This is a genomic window from Shewanella chilikensis, from assembly GCF_037953065.1.
Lineage (GTDB): Bacteria > Pseudomonadota > Gammaproteobacteria > Enterobacterales > Shewanellaceae > Shewanella > Shewanella chilikensis.
This window is the reverse complement of sequence record NZ_CP149966.1, coordinates 1645019-1662280: the sequence shown is the minus strand read 5'-3', so window position 1 is coordinate 1662280 and position 17262 is coordinate 1645019. Positions and strand designations below refer to the sequence as shown.

Below are 17262 nucleotides of genomic sequence, written 5' to 3'. Positions count from 1 at the left end.
CAATACCCATCTTTGTATCAACTCCCCTTCCTGCCCGGCATCCCCGCAATTGATGACTTCAGAACAAGATGCTACCAATTTTTCAATAACAGCAAATTGCCTTTTTACTCCATCGTTATCAATTAGTTTAATGCCAAATTTTTTAGGTACAATTGGCAGATCTTCCAATTTCCAGTATTTCCAATTTTCTTTGTAATCATGGGGTTCATTCAATGTACACAGATGGCCAAAAGTCCAGGTTACCCAATAGCCATTTCCTTCATAAAAGCCGTTGTTGCGTTGTTTTGCACCAATTACTTCGGCAATATCTTTTGCCACAGAAGGTTTTTCAGCTATACATAAAATCATAAGGAGGCAAAGTTAGTAAGGTCGTTGAAGTTTTGAAACCGTTACATACAAAACATTTCAACAAAAACAGTAAGTTTTAGAGTTATTTACGTGTATATTTTTTTATTTCAAAAGCAAAAGCGTGTTTTTCATCAATACCCTGTTTCAGTACAGTTTCACTATTCCACTCAGATTCAGAAAATTTAGGAAAAAAAGTATCTGCGTCAAACACTCCATCTACTTGTGTGATATACATTTCTTGAAGGATGTTTCGCTGCATAACTTCTGCATAAATTTGTCCCCCACCAATGATGAAAACAGTTCTTTCGGTTTCATTTTTATAGAACTCTAAACATTCAGTAAGTGAAAAAAAGACATGAGCTCCTGGTGCTTGATAGCCGATTTGGTGAGTTAAAACGGCATTTTCACGATTTGGCAAGGGTCTAAATTTCTCAGGAATAGATTCATAATTTTTACGTCCGGTTATTACTACATGACCTGTTGAAGTTTCTTTAAAGAATTTCATATCAGCCGGCAATTTCCATAACAAATCGTTGTCTTTACCAATGCCAAAATTTTTATCCATGGCAACAATTAATGATAGTTTCATAATGATCGGTATTGAATAATTAATTTTTTATTTGAGGCATTAAGCACATGCAATAATTTCTCAATTGGTTTTTTCACCTTTTCTTTCAAATGTAACTCATCTGCAGTTTGAATCATACGTATAGGAAGAATAAACGCCCTTTTCACCCAAGTCCAACAGCTTTGGACCGCAGTTGACTCTTTCGACACCCCTGCGATGCAACCCAATCCGGCTGACGGGGAGCCAGCAACGCTGAAAATTTACCCTCCTCTTTCCCACTAGCGGCTCCTTTTCCGACAACCAGCACGGCGGATCCCTGCCGCGGCGCTGTGAACGCAGCATTTTGATTGGTATCGTTGGCCTTCAGGCTCGTCAGTCAAACAGACCCAGGAGCAGCTCAGCCGGTGGCGCCCGGCTTTCGGGTAACGCCCTGGTCCCGCTGGTTTCGGCTTTGTGCTTCAGGTGATCAAGGATCTGCTTGATCACTATAGGGTCTTCAATGCAGGCGATGACTTTCATGGCGCCGCCGCAGCCGCTGCAGGTCTCGATGTCGATATTGAAAACACGCTTGAGCCGTTGCGCCCATGTCATCGACGCTCGCCGTTGTGCTGGTGTTGCCGGTTCATCAGCCACCCTGACCTTGTTGCCCCTGCCCCGTTTTGCCGGCGTGACCAACGCCCGGTGCCGACTGTTGGGTGCGAACACCCCGTGGAAGCGGGTTAGGTTGACTCTGGGCTTCGGTACCAGGGCGGCCAGCCTTGCAATGAAATCCAATGGTTCGAAAATGACGTGCGTGGTGCCGTCCCGGTACGGCGTCTTGAGCTGGTAGCGCACGTTGCCGCCTCGTGTTAACGACAGCCGCTTCTCGGATACCGCCGGGCGGCTGATGTACCGGCACAGCCGTTCGAGCTTCTTGCGTTCATCGGCCCTGGCCGCCACGCCGGCGTGCAGGCTGGACCCGGCTACCTTGCCAATCCCGTCACCGAACGGATCACCACTGGTCGGCAGAGTTTGCAAAGTGAACACCTTTCGCCCCGCCTGTGAACCGACAGCGATACGGTAAGTGATCGAGTGCCCCAGCAGGGGTGTCATCGGGTCGTCATCCACCGCATCCGAGGCCAGATAGCTGTTTTCGACATCCCGTTCCAGCAGGCCTTGCCGTTCCAGATAGCGACCCACCCGGTGGGCGATGGTGTGCGTCAGCTGGGTGAGCTCTGGGCTGGTCGGCGCCTTGACCCAGCGGAAACGCGCTGAGCCGTGGGATTGCTCGACATACACACCGTCGAGAAACAGCATGTGGAAGTGAACATTCAGATTGAGCGCCGATCCAAAACGCTGGATCAGGGTGACCGCGCCCGTCTTGGCCACTTGGTGGGTATGGCCCGCTTTCTTGACCAGGTGCGTGGCAATGACGCGGTAAACGATGCCCAGCACCCACCCCATGATCTCGGGCCGGCTGGCAAACAGGAAACGCAGCTGAAACGGGAAGCTCAACACCCACTGACGCATGGGTTGTTCAGGCAGTACTTCATCAACCAGCAAGGCGGCACTTTCGGCCATCCGCCGCGCCCCACAGCTCGGGCAGAAACCGCGACGCTTACAGCTGAAAGCGACCAGGTGCTCGGCGTGGCAAGACTCGCAGCGAACCCGTAGAAAGCCATGCTCCAGCCGCCCGCATTGGAGAAATTCTTCAAATTCCCGTTGCACATAGCCCGGCAATTCCTTTCCCTGCTCTGCCATAAGCGCAGCGAATGCCGGGTAATACTCGTCAACGATCTGATAGAGAAGGGTTTGCTCGGGTCGGTGGCTCTGGTAACGACCAGTATCCCGATCCCGGCTGGCCGTCCTGGCCGCCACATGAGGCATGTTCCGCGTCCTTGCAATACTGTGTTTACATACAGTCTATCGCTTAGCGGAAAGTTCTTTTACCCTCAGCCGAAATGCCTGCCGTTGCTAGACATTGCCAGCCAGTGCCCGTCACTCCCACTCGAATATCAATGAGAAGAAAATGCATTTACATAACAGCTAGTTAGATAGACAACTTTTCTCGATACCATCATCTATACCATGCGCAGAATTTTTTTGATTTTTTGCTGCTCGTCGACGTTTTAGCTCAGATTTGGCCCAGGTTGACGATTCTTGCATATCACGACGAAGCTCTTGCTTCTCTTCACAAGTCAAAGCGATAACACTGGTCATTTTCGATATATGATTCATTTACAAACCTTTCTCAAAGAGCCAATCATTACCTCTCATAATCACCCCAAGATTTATAGAAAATCGGTCTGCGTTTCTAAGGCCGCAACCTGAACTGAAACTCGATCTACGTTATATACGGAGACTTGACCACCTACAGCCTGTTTGGGATTAAACAAGGCAAGATTAATCCCTTCACTAAGGAAGCTGCGATTAAGTGGTTCGCAGCTCCCAATATGACGCCCCAAACCGTCCTTTATCGACGTCCTGTGGCTAAATTTTCCAATTTTCAGCCCAAAATCGTCTCTTCGTGGCTGATTTTGGCCCTGTTTCAGGCCAATTTCCTCATTTCAGGTAGATCTCGCCTGTGCCCGTATCAATTGGTCAACTCGAACCAGGTTCGCCAGGGTGAATAACATCGCCAGTTGACTGTCATTTTTAGCCAGCCCCTTGTACCTGGCTTTGACGAAACCAAACTGACATTTTACTATCCGAAATGGATGCTCAACCTTCGCTCGGATACTCGCTTTCAGGTATTCGTAACGGATGGCCAGCTTGTTCTTGCGCGGGTGTTGCTTCAATGCATTCACTTTGCCGGGACGCTTGGCGATAAGCCAGTCTGCGCTGACATCGCTGAGCTCATCGCGCTTTTCGGCCCCCTGATAACCAGCATCGGCTGAGATAAATTCTTCATCGCCATGCAGTAACTTGCCAACCTGATTGAGGTCGTGCTCGTTAGCCGCCGTGGTCACCAGACTGTGGGTCAGGCCACTTTTGGCGTCCACGCCAATGTGCGCTTTCATGCCGAAGTACCACTGGTTACCTTTCTTGGTCTGGTGCATGTCTTCATCACGGCTGTTGTGTTTGTTTTTGGTAGAGCTGGGGGCTTGAATGATGGTGGCATCCACCAAGGTGCCCTGGGTCATTAGAACGCCACACTCTGCTAGCCAGTGATTAACGGTACTGAAGATTTTGCGGGCCAGTTCATGCTGCTCCAGCAAATGCCGGAAATTCATGATGGTAGTGCGGTCTGGAATGGCTTTATCCAGTGACAGGCGAGCAAATTGTCGCATGGAGGCGATTTCATAGAGGGCATCTTCCATGGCCTCATCGCTCAGGTTGTACCATTGCTGCATGCAGTGAATACGCAGCATGGTTTCCAGCGGATAGGGCCTGCGACCATTACCGGCCTTGGGATACACAGGCTCGATAACGCCAAGTAATTTGTCCCAGGGAAGCAAGTTATCCATTCTGCCAAGGAAGATTTCTTTGCGGGTCTGGCGGCGTTTACTGGAAAACTCACTGTCGGCAAAAGTCAGTTGCTGGCTCATCCGGTTACTCATTCAGGGGTCAGGTTACAACACGATGATCTCATATCTCGGACTTATTCGCACCTTCCCTAACAGAACTGCGATAAACAACTCCATCAAAGCCTTTCTTTTTAATAAACTCACATAAATATTGACTAGGTATGTAGTCTATTGCAGCACCTGACGGCTGAACTGGCCTTGTTAACTCTTCACCTAAGCGCTCTAGAAAAGGTAAATCAGCCCGCAATTGGGCGATTTGCCTAGCGTCCTCCAAAATGAAGGGAGAAACAAGTTCACGAGGGTTTCGCAAATCTGCAGCCTTAATGCCTGGAATTTCAAAAGTAGCCACACAAGCGGCCTCCCCAGTATGAGGCCTAACTTCCGCAACAGCAGTCTCAGGTAATGAACCTAAATAGAGGTAAGGAATACCAGCCGGGTTTGCTCGTCCATTTGAAGAGCGCCTTTTAGGTGGAGCCCCCATCTTATCTATTGGAAAAACCGGTAGTGTTCATAAATCTGTGTCATTTGAGTAATATACACCCAAAAGGATATTCAAATGACCAAACCTACATTCGACATGGAAGCCGCCATTGAAGCTCTGCGTGCAGGTAAAGACCTGACCGGCAAAGATGGTATTCTCACCCCACTCATTAAACAGCTTACTGAAGCGGCCCTCAATGTTGAGCTCGACCAACATCTTGAAGATAAGCAGCCTGGTAATCGCAGAAATGGCAAGACCAGTAAGACACTGAAGACCGCTACCGGTAGCTTTGAGCTGCATACTCCGCGTGACCGAGATGGCACCTTCGAGCCTCAGGTTGTAAAAAAGAACCAGACATACCTGACCGATGAGATGGAGCGGAAAATCATTGCGCTATTTTCACTGGGCACAAGTTATCAGGATATTCGTGCCCATATCGCCGATATCTACGGCATTGAAGTCCCCAATGGCACCATCAGCGCCATTACTGATAAACTGCTACCTGAGCTTCAGGCTTGGCGTGAACGTGATTTAGAAGCCCTGTATCCCATCCTCTGGCTTGATGCTATTCACTATAAAATCAAAGAGAATGGCCGCTTTGTCAGCAAAGCTGTGTACACCATTCTGGCGCTCAATGTAGAAGGAAAAAAGGAGCTGTTGGGCTTGTATATCTCAGACACTGAAGGTGCACATCAGTGGCTAAGTATACTAACCGATCTTCATAGTCGCGGTATTAAAGACATCCTGATTGCCTGTGTCGATGGCCTTAAAGGCTTCCCTGAAGCCATTGAAACCATTTACCCACATACAGAGGTGCAGTCATGCATCATTCATCAAATTCGTAACTCAATGAAATACGTAGCGTCTAAAAACCAGAAGGCGTTTATGGCTGATTTAAAGTGTGTCTATAAAGCCACAACCCTCAATGCAGCTGAGATGGCGCTGGACGAGCTAGAAGCCAAATGGGGCGACAAATATCCTGTGGTCATCAAGTCCTGGCGCAACAAGTGGGCGCTGTTATCGACCTATTTTAAGTACCCGGAATACGTGCGTAAGGCTATCTACACCACGAACGCGGTTGAGGCCGTACATCGTCAGTTTCGTAAACTGACGAAAACCAAGGGTGGTTTTGCCAACGAGAACAGTTTACTCAAACTGCTCTACGCCGGTATATTGAAGGCTCAGGAGCGGTGGTCACACCCGATTCAAAACTGGAATTTAACGCTATCTCAGCTGTCCATCCATTTTGAAGGACGACTGGATGCTCACATCGATCTGTGATTTTTAACGTGACACAGAATTTTGAACACCCTCGAAAAACCTCATCCTCAGTTTTGATTCGAGCACGATACCACTTCGAAGGCAGCTCTTTAGCTATTAGCATCTCTAATAGCTCTTTGAGGCGCTCCTCGTCGATAGTTACATCTAGAAACCATCGATTCGAGTGCATCATTTCATCTCGCAATTTATCCCACAGTGCTAGACCATCACTATTATAACTACTTGAAGGTTTAAACTGACGGCGGACTACTTCACCATCATTAAGAATTTCACTAAGTAGATCTTTTGCATGAGCGTTGTCCATACGCTCATGGCTAAATATCAACCAATCATCTTTCATCCACTCAACTAGTGTTTTTCCATCATGATCGGGTTCATATACGTTAACTAGAAGCTCAAAATAGTCCGCTAAATCAGCAGGCTCAACTAGTGTTGTATTAATTGTTCCGCAAAAGTCGCAATTCCCTAGCATCGGCTCAAGAGTAGGAAATATTTCATCTCGCAGAACACGATCGCCAAAACATTCAGGGCAGCAGTAACGCTTAGCCATAGCGACCTCACTTCAAATAATCTATAAGCGTTTCGATATGGTGCTTCATCGAAAGCTTTTTCACATAACCTAAACCGGGAAAGTGCCGTTTTTCATAAAGTTCTTTAAACTCTTTGATGGCATTAGTTTCAAGAAGCCCAGAGTTTCCACTTTCAAGCTTCCTGATTAATTTTCCAAGAGCTTGACCAAACTTCCCTGCAGGGTCCGTAGGAGTATCCTTTGTATCTGAGACGAAATGATAAATGTACATCACATCATCCTTGTTACGATCTATGAAAGTAAGATGTATAGCTACCGCATAAGCTGGCCCGCCACCTTCGGTGTATGCATCCCCAACCATCAAGAAGTCTCCAAACCCTTCCATCCCTAATTCAGGATAAGTAGCATGGAGTTCTGAAAACATTTCAACTTCAGGGTAATCTGCATTGCGCTGGCGGTTGAATCCATCACGAATCAAAATACGCTTACTCGATCCAAAATGCTTTCGGTATAATAGTTTTGAGTAATCATCTATAAATATATTTGTTAGCTCCGACATATAGCTTTCAAATTTAGTCGCCAAATCCTTTGGCTCAGTGAAACCTGCATGGACTAGAACCCGATTATGGGATGCATGCTGTTCGAAGCAAGACATAGCGTCATCAACCGACATACCGTTACGCAGAAGGATTCCTGCAGATATATTATCCGAACCAGAAAATCCTTCCTCAAGAAAGCTGCTGATATTAGCGCCATTATCTTGATGATCACCATAGTAGGGATTAACTATAACTATTGCTTTACCACCTGCTTCATTAATCGCTTCTAATGCTCTTTTGAGGCCATTTAATGACTCACGAACAGGCTCAATGACTGGTATAAAGTTATTGTCAGCCAAAAGCTGAGCCATTTCACGAATCGCTATTAACTCAAATTGCTTTCCACGAAAATATGGGTAGTACATATGTCGATTAACTCCATGTCATTGCCGCATGTAACGGAGTTTCCGTAGCATCGATCAGTCTTGTTTGATCAGAGAGACGTACAGACACTGATAATGCAGCAGTTTGTAAGGACTTTGGCAAACGATCAACAAAATCTCTAAGTGAAGCAAGATCCCGTGTCCGTTTTAATGTTTTAACCATTTCAAAGTGCAAAGTAGCCGGATCAATTTCAGAAAACAATTTACGCAATGCCGCATGTCTTTCAATATTAGGCACCACGGGTACGGCTATCCCTAAGCTCTCAAGAATTTCGACGCATTCAGAGATGCGCAAGGAGTCAAATACAGTACTAGGACAGATTCTCTCAGGACAATTTAGGGCCTCTCGCATAGTTTTGATCTGATAACGCTTAGTTAGGCACATAATTCCAACATCTTCCGGTACGGCTTTAAGGATACCATCGATATGCTCTTCACTGGATATCACATTAACTTTGGCAAACACTCGTTTGTAGTTTTCGACTTGATGTTCAAGCCGAGTAAGAGAATCTCGCTCAGACTTTATCTCATAAACAGTTGCTGTACCGTTTAAAATTACTAGGTCCGCTTTACAGCTACCGGCTCGAAACTCGCTTAGCATTGAAGCCGTGCGCAGTGAATGAGTACCCAGAAGCACTTTTTGACTAACAGCTGCTCGATATATGTACTCATCACGGTAACCAGCAACTTTAAGTATATTAAATGCAAAATCGAACGCTTCACCTACTGTTGCGTTGGGTGCCAACTGGTCAACTATTCCTGCCTCTTTTAGCAACCGAGTGAACAAAGCTGACTGCCCCTTCCTTGCCATCTCTCTAAAGACGGCAGCTGAAAACAGCCTAGTTAGAGCAGGAAGCTTTTTTAAGTCATTGATTTTCATTTAAACACCAGAAAAACCACTATGCTTTAGGAGCATTATTTAAAATAATCATCTATCTTCTTTAGCTTTTGGCTAAAGGACCTCTTCAACCTGCTAAATCATATAAAAACTGACTGATATACTAGCATTCACGTCTAATTTTTGCGATCGAAAAGGCCTCCCTTTTCAACCAACTACTAACATTAGATTTAGTACTATCGACAAATATACTTATGACAATCTCGGGGGGAAACTGAACATATAGCAACAGCTTCCAAGAGGGACATATCTGGCAGGTGGTATTTGTAAATGCGGGCCGTTACATAATCACCGACCCGTGTGCTTTCTAACTACTTGCGTCGGCCAAACGGCCAGCGTCTCATTTTGTCGATTTGATCGACCGATCTCGTCATGTCCTTGTAGGCACGCCCGGTCAGCTTGTTTTGGAATACCTCCATTTTGTCGGCAATCGCTTTCATCTTCGGGCCGTGCCCGGTGTTGTGCAGCCACTGCCCAAAAAAATAGAAGGCCAGCATCACAATGAACATCACGGCGAAGAAACCAAATACCTCCGCAAGGTTTTGAGGTGGAAAGCTAAACTCCATAATGAGTAATCCTTATCTAGTTAGGTCATGCGACCTTTTTTAACAAAACTGGCAACCTCTTCGTTGCGCTCCTGCTGGCGTTCCTGGGCATACGACACGTAGTCCTCAACGTCGAAGGTGTGCTTTTCCGGGTCGCGCTCTTGCCATTCTGCGTGTGCTTGGCGGGCTTCTTCTTGGTCCTCACTGGACAGGCCATCAAAGCCGCCTGTTTGATTCATCCAGCCAGTGCCGACACCGCCTAAGCTATCGTTGTCAAATGCAGGGGAAGCGTCGTCAGTCGCCCTCCTTGTCGTCGTCATCCCCGTCATTTTTCGTACCGTTTCGGATCGAGCTAGCTAAACGACCTCCAGCAGTGCGGCCAATTCGATCCCCGGCCATATCACTCATACCCTTCATCAAATTCGCACCGGTATCTGCTGCAATACGACCCGCTTTTACAGCGCTGCCTTTAAAGCCGCCGCCAGAGGATTCGCCACCACTAGAAGATTGACCGGAAGCTTGGGAAAAGGAGCCAGCTTCATCAGAATCGCCGCCACCGCTAAATGCTCCACCCAGGCTCGACATAACGTCAGTATTGTTCGCTACGTTCTCACCTGCTTTTGCAAATGCAGCCTGAATAGCAGACGCACCACCGGCGGTAGCCATTGCTGCACCGGCAGCCATACCACCAGTGGCAACAGCCGCTCCGGCCATCGCTCCGGCACTGATACTGCCTGCACCTGCCGCCGCGCCGCCTCCAGGAACCAGGCTGGCGACCACATTGGGAACCGAGTGAATGAGCATCACGAGAACCAGTGAAACGACAAAGATCACCAGCAGTTCACGCATAGGGGCATCATTGGATAGATCGGCATAGAAACCGTCCATGATCGACATGGCAATGCCAATGAGCAACGTCATTGTCATCAACTTCAAAGCAACGCCCAATACGCTTTTGAAGTAGTTGATTGCTATATCTGAAGTCCAGCGCGAACCACCAAAACCCAGCACGAAGACACCGGCATAGATCAATATCCAAGTCGTCACCAAGGCCAACAACACATTGGCCGCCACTACCGCCATACATGCTAAAATTGCCAGCGTGATTAAGAAGATAGATAAGTTATCTATCGGGCTTGTGATGCTATAGGACTCACCAGCTTTCACAATAATGTCGAACGCAATACTAATAGGCTCTGACGGGGTTAGATCTCTCGGAAGGCCACCGGCTTGAGCACCGATCATTCTCAACGAGTCGATGATTGACGTCGCAAAGTCTGGGCCGTTTCTGAGCAACCAGAGAAAGAAACCAAACGTCAGGATGAAGCGCACGAACTCGGCAAAGAACTCCCTTATATCTGCTTGTTTAAGGATTAAGGTCCCGCCAGTCCAAACAAGGGATATAGTGCCCAGCGTCCAGAACAGCCAGGCGGCATAGTTTGTAATTACCGAGCCCCAAGTAGCACTGGCCGTCATGAAACGCACGGCCACTTCATCCAAGACACCATTAGGCTCAATGGCCGCTGATGCTGTTTGCGAAGTCAGAAAAACGATCAGAGTCATCACAAGTCGAATGAATATTTTACTCATGATTAGAACCCCTTGTTCTTGGAGCGATCTGTGGGTTCCCCCATATCCCAAAAGCAATGTCCTTCTTCCCTCTGATCTTTCGTCAGGTTCGGATTGTCACAGTTGATCGTTGCAGGCTTAGGCCCTTCATCTTCACCGCACCCCACCAGAACGAAAGAGGCCAACGCGCTAACGATAAAAACTCGGGTGATATTCTTCATGATTAGAACCCCCTGTTTTCTGAACGGTCAGTTGGCTCGCCCATATCAAACAACCTTTCGCGGGATGCTTGATATTGAGCTTCGCGGTCGGCATCCGCCTGCATCCGAGTACCAACGGCATTCTGCTGAGCGATCAGCAAGCTGCGGATTTGCAGGAGCTGGTTAGCTTGGTTGCTAGCAAGCTGATTAGCGTAACCAATAGCAGCCAGTTGGCCATCCGCGCTCTGAGCACCAGATTGCAGACGGTTGAGCTGACGGGCATCGGCTTCCAAGTTGTCTTGCTGCTGTTCCAGACTCTTAAACAGTGCGTCGTTTGCCTTTTTCTGCGATTCAGATGCAAGGCGACGGTTCTCAGCCATCGCAGAACGTTCGGCATCACTGCACCCCACAGCCGAGAAGCAAGGTGAACTGCGGTAATAGGCCACGTCCTGGAACTTGCCTAGGTAAGCATCGAGGCTACCAAGCTGGTTCTGGTAATAGGCGAGCGTGTTGGTCGCCTGGTTCAGATCGTTGATGGTGCGCTGCGCCTGGTCCCAAATATAAGAAGCGGGGGCCATCGAGTTTTGCAGCATATTTTCGTACTGCTGCAACTGGGTTTGATACTGCTGAATTTGTTTAGCAGTTTGTGTAACAGCTTCCATTGCCGACATGATGTTCTGAACTAGATTCGTACCATCAGCAACCGGAATCCCCGCATATACAGGATTAGAAAGGTTTAACGCCAAGGAGATGGCAAGCACGGGAATTTTAGCCGCTAAAATTTTTCGTTTTAGCATGGTTAATTACTCTTAGTTGTTATGACTAAAAGTTGCATTCACCAACCTGTAGAAACTTGATCTCTACTCCTGCCGTTACCAGCGGTGAATGTGGGCCTGTACAGAGCTAGCTCGCCACTTACTATCTCGGTGCCCGACCAGCGCGACACCGTTAAACGCGCGGTCAAATAGGGTTAAACATCGGTGTCATTACCAACCGAAGCGGTTAGGGCTTCCGTCGATTCCTTTGCCATCATATCAACGTGATCGGCTCTTATGTTGTCGTTTCGCTTTTTTAGCTGCCTGCTCAGCTTGCAGCTTGGCTTTACGCTGCTCTAATGCTGGCATGACCACCGCTTTTTCAGTTACAGGGGCTGACTGAATAGCTAAAACCTCTAACTGAGATAGATTCTGCAACCGGCCACGGCGTGAAGGTGGCACTTTGCCAATCGGTAACACACCAGGCTTATCTGACCGTTTGGCCTTTTTGCTCTGGGCTATTAATGCCTGACGGCGACGCTCTAGCCCTGGGTCGGCAAACTTTATAGACAGGTTGCCATCTACTGCCGCCTTGATCACTCGCGCCTTGAACTCAGGCGAGCCATTCACGGTAATACGATCACCGTAACGCTCCATTGCTACCTTTAGCGCAGCTAAAACACTGGTTTGGTTGGAAGCCGTCGACACTTGTAGACGCTCACCATCATCACGCACAGCACTGTTACCTGCTCGATAAATAATGGTGCCTTTTTTCGTAATCGTATCGACCGTTGCTTTGAGCTCTGCCTGAACTGCATCTCCGTTCAGTGTGTTGCCTTTAAGCTTTTGTGCAGACTCTCGGCTACGTAGCGCTTTGAGGGCTTCGCTATCTCCCTGCAATGCTTGGCTTTTTAACCAATCCGCCCAGGCTTGGCGTTTATTGCTTTGATATATCGTTTGCCGTTGCTCTTGGTAACGCTTGTGAATACGCTCAAGCTCGCTTTTCAATGCATCGCTGGCCTGTTTGTACAAAAGCTTCTTAGTAAGCTTATTGCTACCGGTCAACTTAATCGCTGCGCGACGGCCACGCCCTTTCCTCTTGGCGTTATCAATCTGTCGATCTTTATCACGACGAGCCTGTTCAAGGGCTTGCGTTTTACTCTCTGCGGCATGTTTCTGCTCTGCTTGATAACGGGCATATAGCTCGGTGGTATTCACCTTCAAGCGAACAGGTCGGTGTGTATATTGGCGGCTCGGCTTAACAGAATCCGATGCAGTCGCTTCAAAGGGACCAAGGCGCGCTTCGAGTTTGGGTTTAGAAAACTCACGTCCTAAGGTGCTTGCTTTGATGATCGCTTCACCGTCGGCAACGATCACTAGACCATTTCCTCTGGTTCTTAACTGCAAACCATTGTCCTGCATGACCTGGTGCAACGCCTGCCAGCTATTGGCTGATTTAATCTCGTCCATGCATTCGCGCTTCACCCAACCCACTAAGCTTTCAATACCCGAATGCCGCTCCATATCCATGGCACGCGATTCGGCCCCGCGCTTGCGCGGTATGTGGTTATCCTGCTGCAAACCAAAATCCTGCTCGATGGCCTCGCACATTTCCGCTAGCTTTTTATGTGGGTAATAAGGCTCATGGATTGTGTTACGCGTAGGATGAATTTTATTGATCGCGATATGGATATGTTGATTGTCCGTATCGTTGTGCACAGCACTGACACGCTGATGCTCGCCATAGCCCAAGCCTTGGCAAAGGCGCTCTTCTATCGCGGATAAAGTATGCGCTTCTAACTGTTCACCATTAGGAAAGCTCACTATGAGGTGGTAGGTTTTATCACTCTTTGCTCGGGTGTTCGCAAACTGAGTCGCCAACACCTCACTGATCGCATCGCGCACGGTTTCCGCTTCACAGTTATTTAAACGAACGCTACCAAGTCGATGTTCTTTGCTCTGGTGATCGGTGATGTAATTCACCAAGCCTGCAAAGTCAGATTTCCCCTGAGAACGCATCGGTACATGCTTGGCGATCATTGGTCCGCCCTCGGGCGAAGAATAGACTCCATAAGTGAACTCATTTGATCTTGCGTCGCCTCGATACGATTAAGCACTGCCAAGATCGTATTGGCCCCAACATGTGCCACCTTGGCATCATTACTAAGCCATAACTTCAGCAATCCACCCAGACGTCCTAAGTCACCATTAACCCGCACTAACTCGCGTACATGCTCTGCTTCGGTAATTCCCTGGATACGATAGCCTTGGCCGACTTCGCGCAAATAGGTCGAAGCACTGAGCCCAGCCTGTGCTGACATGGATTCGATCAGCGCACGCTCTTCCGGTAGGCAATAGACCTTAATCGGAGGACTATTCTTTCTCGTCGTCTTATTTGTGTTGTTCTCCATCTGTGTATCCTCTCTCAGGCCCCGCAGGGCAGGATCAACGTTGAGTGCCGAAGGTGCGAATAAGTCATAAGTGAAGAGGCTTCGCCATGCTTGCATGGAGGGCCTACTTCACACATCCTGCCCGCATTTCAACTTTGGTTTTATCACGGAAAGTTATGCATGCCCTTGTGCATTTCTCTGTATTTAACTGTTTATTCCCGTGTAAACCTGTTTAACCGATAAGTCCGCCACTTATCACGGTATGACACCGCACTTATAGTGATTTAATAGCGCTAAAATAGCGGTCTTATAGTGATTTATCTGTATTGGCTTTACTCAATATCACGACACAGAAAAACACAGCTTTCCTACACTTTCCGCTCTAGGCTAAATTCAAAGCCTTCGTGTTTAACTGCCCCTCAAGTGTCAATGAATGTTTAGACGCCAAGGAGAAAAAATAAAAAATGCTTTATTTTCATTAAGTTAAAAATACATAACTTCCAAAAAAATGATTTCATTGACAGTTTTAAGCCATTTATTTTTATCAATCTTATCCACAATATCTGTTTGCTTAACTACAGGTTAATTTTTATATAGGTATACCTACAGGAAAGTACTATAGGGGGTTCTACAACCACCTGTTATTAAAAAGATTTTTAGCACTTCGCGGGACAGAACATGCGCACTCCGGGACAGAACATGCGTAAGCCGGGACAGAACATGCGCAAAATACCCCCTTTAAAGCGGGACAGAACATGCGTGGATAACTTTCTAAATACCCAGGCTTAATAACATCAAGAATGGTGCGTACATAATGTTTCATGCCGCTCACTCTACCTCTTTGTCCGTCGAGGTACTTGCGGAGCACTTGGTTTCAAAAGCAATCCTTTTTCGGTTGAAGTAGCATCTAGCTCTGGCCATGCATATTGAACCTTTTTAAGCCCGTCGAGAAACCGTTTTCTGAAATCTCGATGCCCCTGAGAAGTATTAGGATAATTGGCTCCTATTTGGTCCATTAGCCCTTCCCAAGGAATGACTGTTGAACGTTTTAAATAGCTGACTCGGTATGTTGCCCAGCAATATATATCGAGAGCCATAGGAGAACGCTTAATCAACCGTAATACCCTCATATCTAGAGGAACTGGTTTATCTGTTATCAGTTGAAAAAACTTTGGCGACAGATCTACCCAAGAGCCCCATAATGAATTTTGATCTGGATGCTTTGTGCTCCACCATATATGTGAAACATCCGCTACTCTGGCACCAATCTCATCCTCAGAAATATATTCATCACCTTCATTATGTTCCGTAAACATAACGCTAATGGTGGTTTTAAAAAGTTTGCTCATCTGCTCACGCAAACGCGGAATAGAACCATCTTTCCCTCCAGTTCCCGATAACCCTAGTTCGGCCATAAAGCTTCTCTGAGAATTCCCTAATTCAAGCCTACGCGCCTCTGTCTCACCGATATAACCCTTATCCAATCTGGACTTGTTTCTTACTGCTTGAGTGGTCATCCAAACCAGAAGCAAACGTGCATAGCAACCGTAAGGCAAACCTACAGATGAGGGGGCCATCATGTGCATTGTGAAATTACCATTCTTCCGACTCCACTCATTCGATTCTGGCTTACTGTGCGGTATGGTTGCTTGAATCAGAAGCCGAGCAATAAAACCGAGTTCATTAGCCTCCTGAGCACTGCACTCCTGGATTGCTATGATGTTGTCTATATATTTCGTGCTTAGATCTAGTTTACCGCTGGCACCCGAGGCACTTTTTTGCCGAGTAGTTCCCCTAGCCTGAACATCCGTTACATCTTTAAGCGTCATGTGAACTCAGACTTACCAAATAAAACCAGGTCTTGCGGCTTTTAACGCAGACCTGCGCTTTTCTTCTATCCAGTTCTCCACTTCAGCAAGGTCCCAAGCAACACTTCGGCTGGTCAGAACAATACGACGAGGAAATTCACCCCGCTGTTCCAGGTTATAGATGGTTCGATCAGACAAAGGAATCATGCTGAGTAAGGTCTTGCGATTTATCAGCGTTTTGTTTGTCATTGATGGATTCATAACCCTCTCCTTTTCAACATTCTTGGGTTGATAATGCCAGGAGCTGCCTGTAGATTAGACTAATCATTGGACAAAAAAGTTGGATATGAAAATATTTGAAACTGAGATGGATGCGTCAGAACGACTAGGTCAGTTTTATATCCCTGTATGGGAGAATTCTGACAACTCTGTGGCAAATGCCATTCGCATTTTTAGGGAGAAATGGCATTCATACTCGGAAGAGTCTAAAAGCCACAACATCATAAACTTGATTAAACAGGTGATTGATCCCGTGGTATCGGAATACTTGAGTAGCCTTCCAAGCCAGTATTTGTCCTTTTGCCCTATCTCAAGAGAAAAGTGTAACTATAGTGACCTCATCAAGTTGAGAGGTTTTCGTTATACGGTCGACCAAATTCACTTTTATTTACGCGACTTTGTTGATAATAGTTCCCACACAGAGCAAGACATAATATTCATATCGACTCAAGATATGCTCAAATCATTGTTTATGATTTGTGAAGGAAAGAAACCTAATAGGTCAAAACTAGCGCCTGATATCAGTTTTAAAGCGGATAAAAAAACACGAATATGTCATCTGTGTGGAAACCCAACAGAGTTTTCACAGTTCATGCACACATGGACAAAAAACGGATATATTGAGAGAGAAAACAATGATAGTGACAATGATGAAAAAGAAGGAAAGAAAAAGCGACCAGATCTGAGTACGAATTACTGTCTAAACCATCGTCCCAAGCTTCATGATGGTTCTTGGAATTCTCTATATAAGCAAGCCAAACGCTCTGCAGAACAGTTTGAGCAAGAAGTCTTGAGATTACGACGCCAAATCGCGCATCCAGACCGTCATAACGCTAAGTCCGGAGATAGATTAATTGATGAGTACTTTTACCACTACATGCTGGACTCTTCACTGAACCCAACTAATGTGCCCGAACTGCGCGACTTAGCCCGAAAGATGGTAGATTCTCGGCTAACGGACAATAAAAAACGCATGCTGGTTCTTCGTAAACAGAACCACTCTAATAAACAGATTGGTATATTGCTGGGTGAAATCACTGGTAAGCAGTTGTCAAATCAAGCTGTTTCGAAAGCGATAAAGTCAATTCGTGAAGAGTTTCTAATAAATGAAAGATTTATCTAA

17 protein-coding genes and 1 pseudogene are annotated in these 17262 nt (G+C 46.8%); 2 read left to right on the top strand and 16 right to left on the bottom strand.

Translation table 11 applies throughout. The features are described from left to right. Positions 1-12: 12 nt before the first annotated feature. The 5 genes and pseudogenes from WKR14_RS21385 to WKR14_RS07620 form a co-directional block, all read right to left on the bottom strand. Positions 13-348: pseudogene (locus WKR14_RS21385) on the bottom strand (toprim domain-containing protein); the annotation flags it as partial. Between the two features lie 82 nt (positions 349-430). Then, on the bottom strand, positions 431-943 hold the full coding sequence (locus WKR14_RS07635) for a dihydrofolate reductase (RefSeq protein ID WP_086371372.1): 513 nt from the start codon (positions 941-943) through the stop codon (positions 431-433). 345 nt (positions 944-1288) lie between these two features. Continuing rightward, positions 1289-2782: an IS91-like element ISCR2 family transposase gene (locus WKR14_RS07630; RefSeq protein ID WP_001120888.1), complete on the bottom strand. Its 1494-nt coding sequence runs from the start codon at positions 2780-2782 to the stop codon at positions 1289-1291. Between the two features lie 680 nt (positions 2783-3462). After that, positions 3463-4443 carry an IS5-like element ISEc68 family transposase gene (locus tag WKR14_RS07625; RefSeq protein ID WP_151532535.1) on the bottom strand — a complete coding sequence of 327 codons (981 nt, stop codon included), beginning with the start codon at positions 4441-4443 and terminating at the stop codon, positions 3463-3465. Positions 4444-4483: 40 nt separating this feature from the next. Then, on the bottom strand, positions 4484-4903 hold the full coding sequence (locus tag WKR14_RS07620) for an RES family NAD+ phosphorylase (protein ID WP_339087587.1): 420 nt from the start codon (positions 4901-4903) through the stop codon (positions 4484-4486). Between the two features lie 75 nt (positions 4904-4978). On the opposite strand from WKR14_RS07620, the gene WKR14_RS07615 reads away from it, so the two are divergent. After that, positions 4979-6184 carry an IS256 family transposase gene (locus WKR14_RS07615; RefSeq protein ID WP_117199825.1) on the top strand — a complete coding sequence of 402 codons (1206 nt, stop codon included), beginning with the start codon at positions 4979-4981 and terminating at the stop codon, positions 6182-6184. Positions 6185-6741: 557 nt separating this feature from the next. Here the strand turns inward: WKR14_RS07615 and WKR14_RS07610 are convergent. From WKR14_RS07610 to WKR14_RS07560, 11 genes are all read right to left on the bottom strand, one after another. Continuing rightward, complete coding sequence (locus tag WKR14_RS07610; RefSeq protein ID WP_000291753.1) at positions 6742-7677, bottom strand: sce7725 family protein; 936 nt, start codon at positions 7675-7677, stop codon at positions 6742-6744. 7 nt (positions 7678-7684) lie between these two features. Next, on the bottom strand, positions 7685-8575 hold the full coding sequence (locus tag WKR14_RS07605) for a sce7726 family protein (protein ID WP_000700060.1): 891 nt from the start codon (positions 8573-8575) through the stop codon (positions 7685-7687). 329 nt (positions 8576-8904) lie between these two features. Beyond that, a complete protein-coding gene (locus WKR14_RS07600; protein ID WP_000395818.1) occupies positions 8905-9159 on the bottom strand; it encodes a hypothetical protein in 255 nt (84 codons plus the stop codon). Between the two features lie 20 nt (positions 9160-9179). Further along, complete coding sequence (locus tag WKR14_RS07595) at positions 9180-9377, bottom strand: hypothetical protein (RefSeq protein WP_001076798.1); 198 nt, start codon at positions 9375-9377, stop codon at positions 9180-9182. 55 nt (positions 9378-9432) lie between these two features. Beyond that, complete coding sequence (trbL, locus tag WKR14_RS07590; protein WP_001929523.1) at positions 9433-10728, bottom strand: P-type conjugative transfer protein TrbL; 1296 nt, start codon at positions 10726-10728, stop codon at positions 9433-9435. A 2-nt stretch (positions 10729-10730) separates the two neighbouring features. Further along, positions 10731-10928: a hypothetical protein gene (locus WKR14_RS07585; RefSeq protein WP_000790453.1), complete on the bottom strand. Its 198-nt coding sequence runs from the start codon at positions 10926-10928 to the stop codon at positions 10731-10733. A 2-nt stretch (positions 10929-10930) separates the two neighbouring features. After that, positions 10931-11704 carry a P-type conjugative transfer protein TrbJ gene (gene trbJ, locus WKR14_RS07580; RefSeq protein WP_000919697.1) on the bottom strand — a complete coding sequence of 258 codons (774 nt, stop codon included), beginning with the start codon at positions 11702-11704 and terminating at the stop codon, positions 10931-10933. Positions 11705-11941: 237 nt separating this feature from the next. Beyond that, positions 11942-13702 (bottom strand): TraI/MobA(P) family conjugative relaxase, encoded by a 1761-nt coding sequence (gene traI, locus WKR14_RS07575; protein WP_000560767.1) that lies wholly within the window; start codon positions 13700-13702, stop codon positions 11942-11944. Further along, positions 13699-14073: a conjugal transfer transcriptional regulator TraJ gene (traJ, locus tag WKR14_RS07570; protein WP_001929520.1), complete on the bottom strand. Its 375-nt coding sequence runs from the start codon at positions 14071-14073 to the stop codon at positions 13699-13701. Before traJ ends, traI begins: the two co-directional genes overlap by 4 nt. A gap of 812 nt (positions 14074-14885) precedes the next feature. Next, on the bottom strand, positions 14886-15881 hold the full coding sequence (locus tag WKR14_RS07565; RefSeq protein WP_000172730.1) for a replication protein RepA: 996 nt from the start codon (positions 15879-15881) through the stop codon (positions 14886-14888). 12 nt (positions 15882-15893) lie between these two features. Continuing rightward, positions 15894-16121, bottom strand: coding sequence for a helix-turn-helix transcriptional regulator (locus WKR14_RS07560; RefSeq protein WP_001069954.1), 228 nt, complete (start codon positions 16119-16121; stop codon positions 15894-15896). Between the two features lie 85 nt (positions 16122-16206). Between WKR14_RS07560 and WKR14_RS07555 the strand changes: the two genes are divergently transcribed. Next, entirely contained in the window at positions 16207-17262 is a 1056-nt protein-coding gene (locus WKR14_RS07555) for a hypothetical protein (RefSeq protein WP_000688180.1), read from the top strand.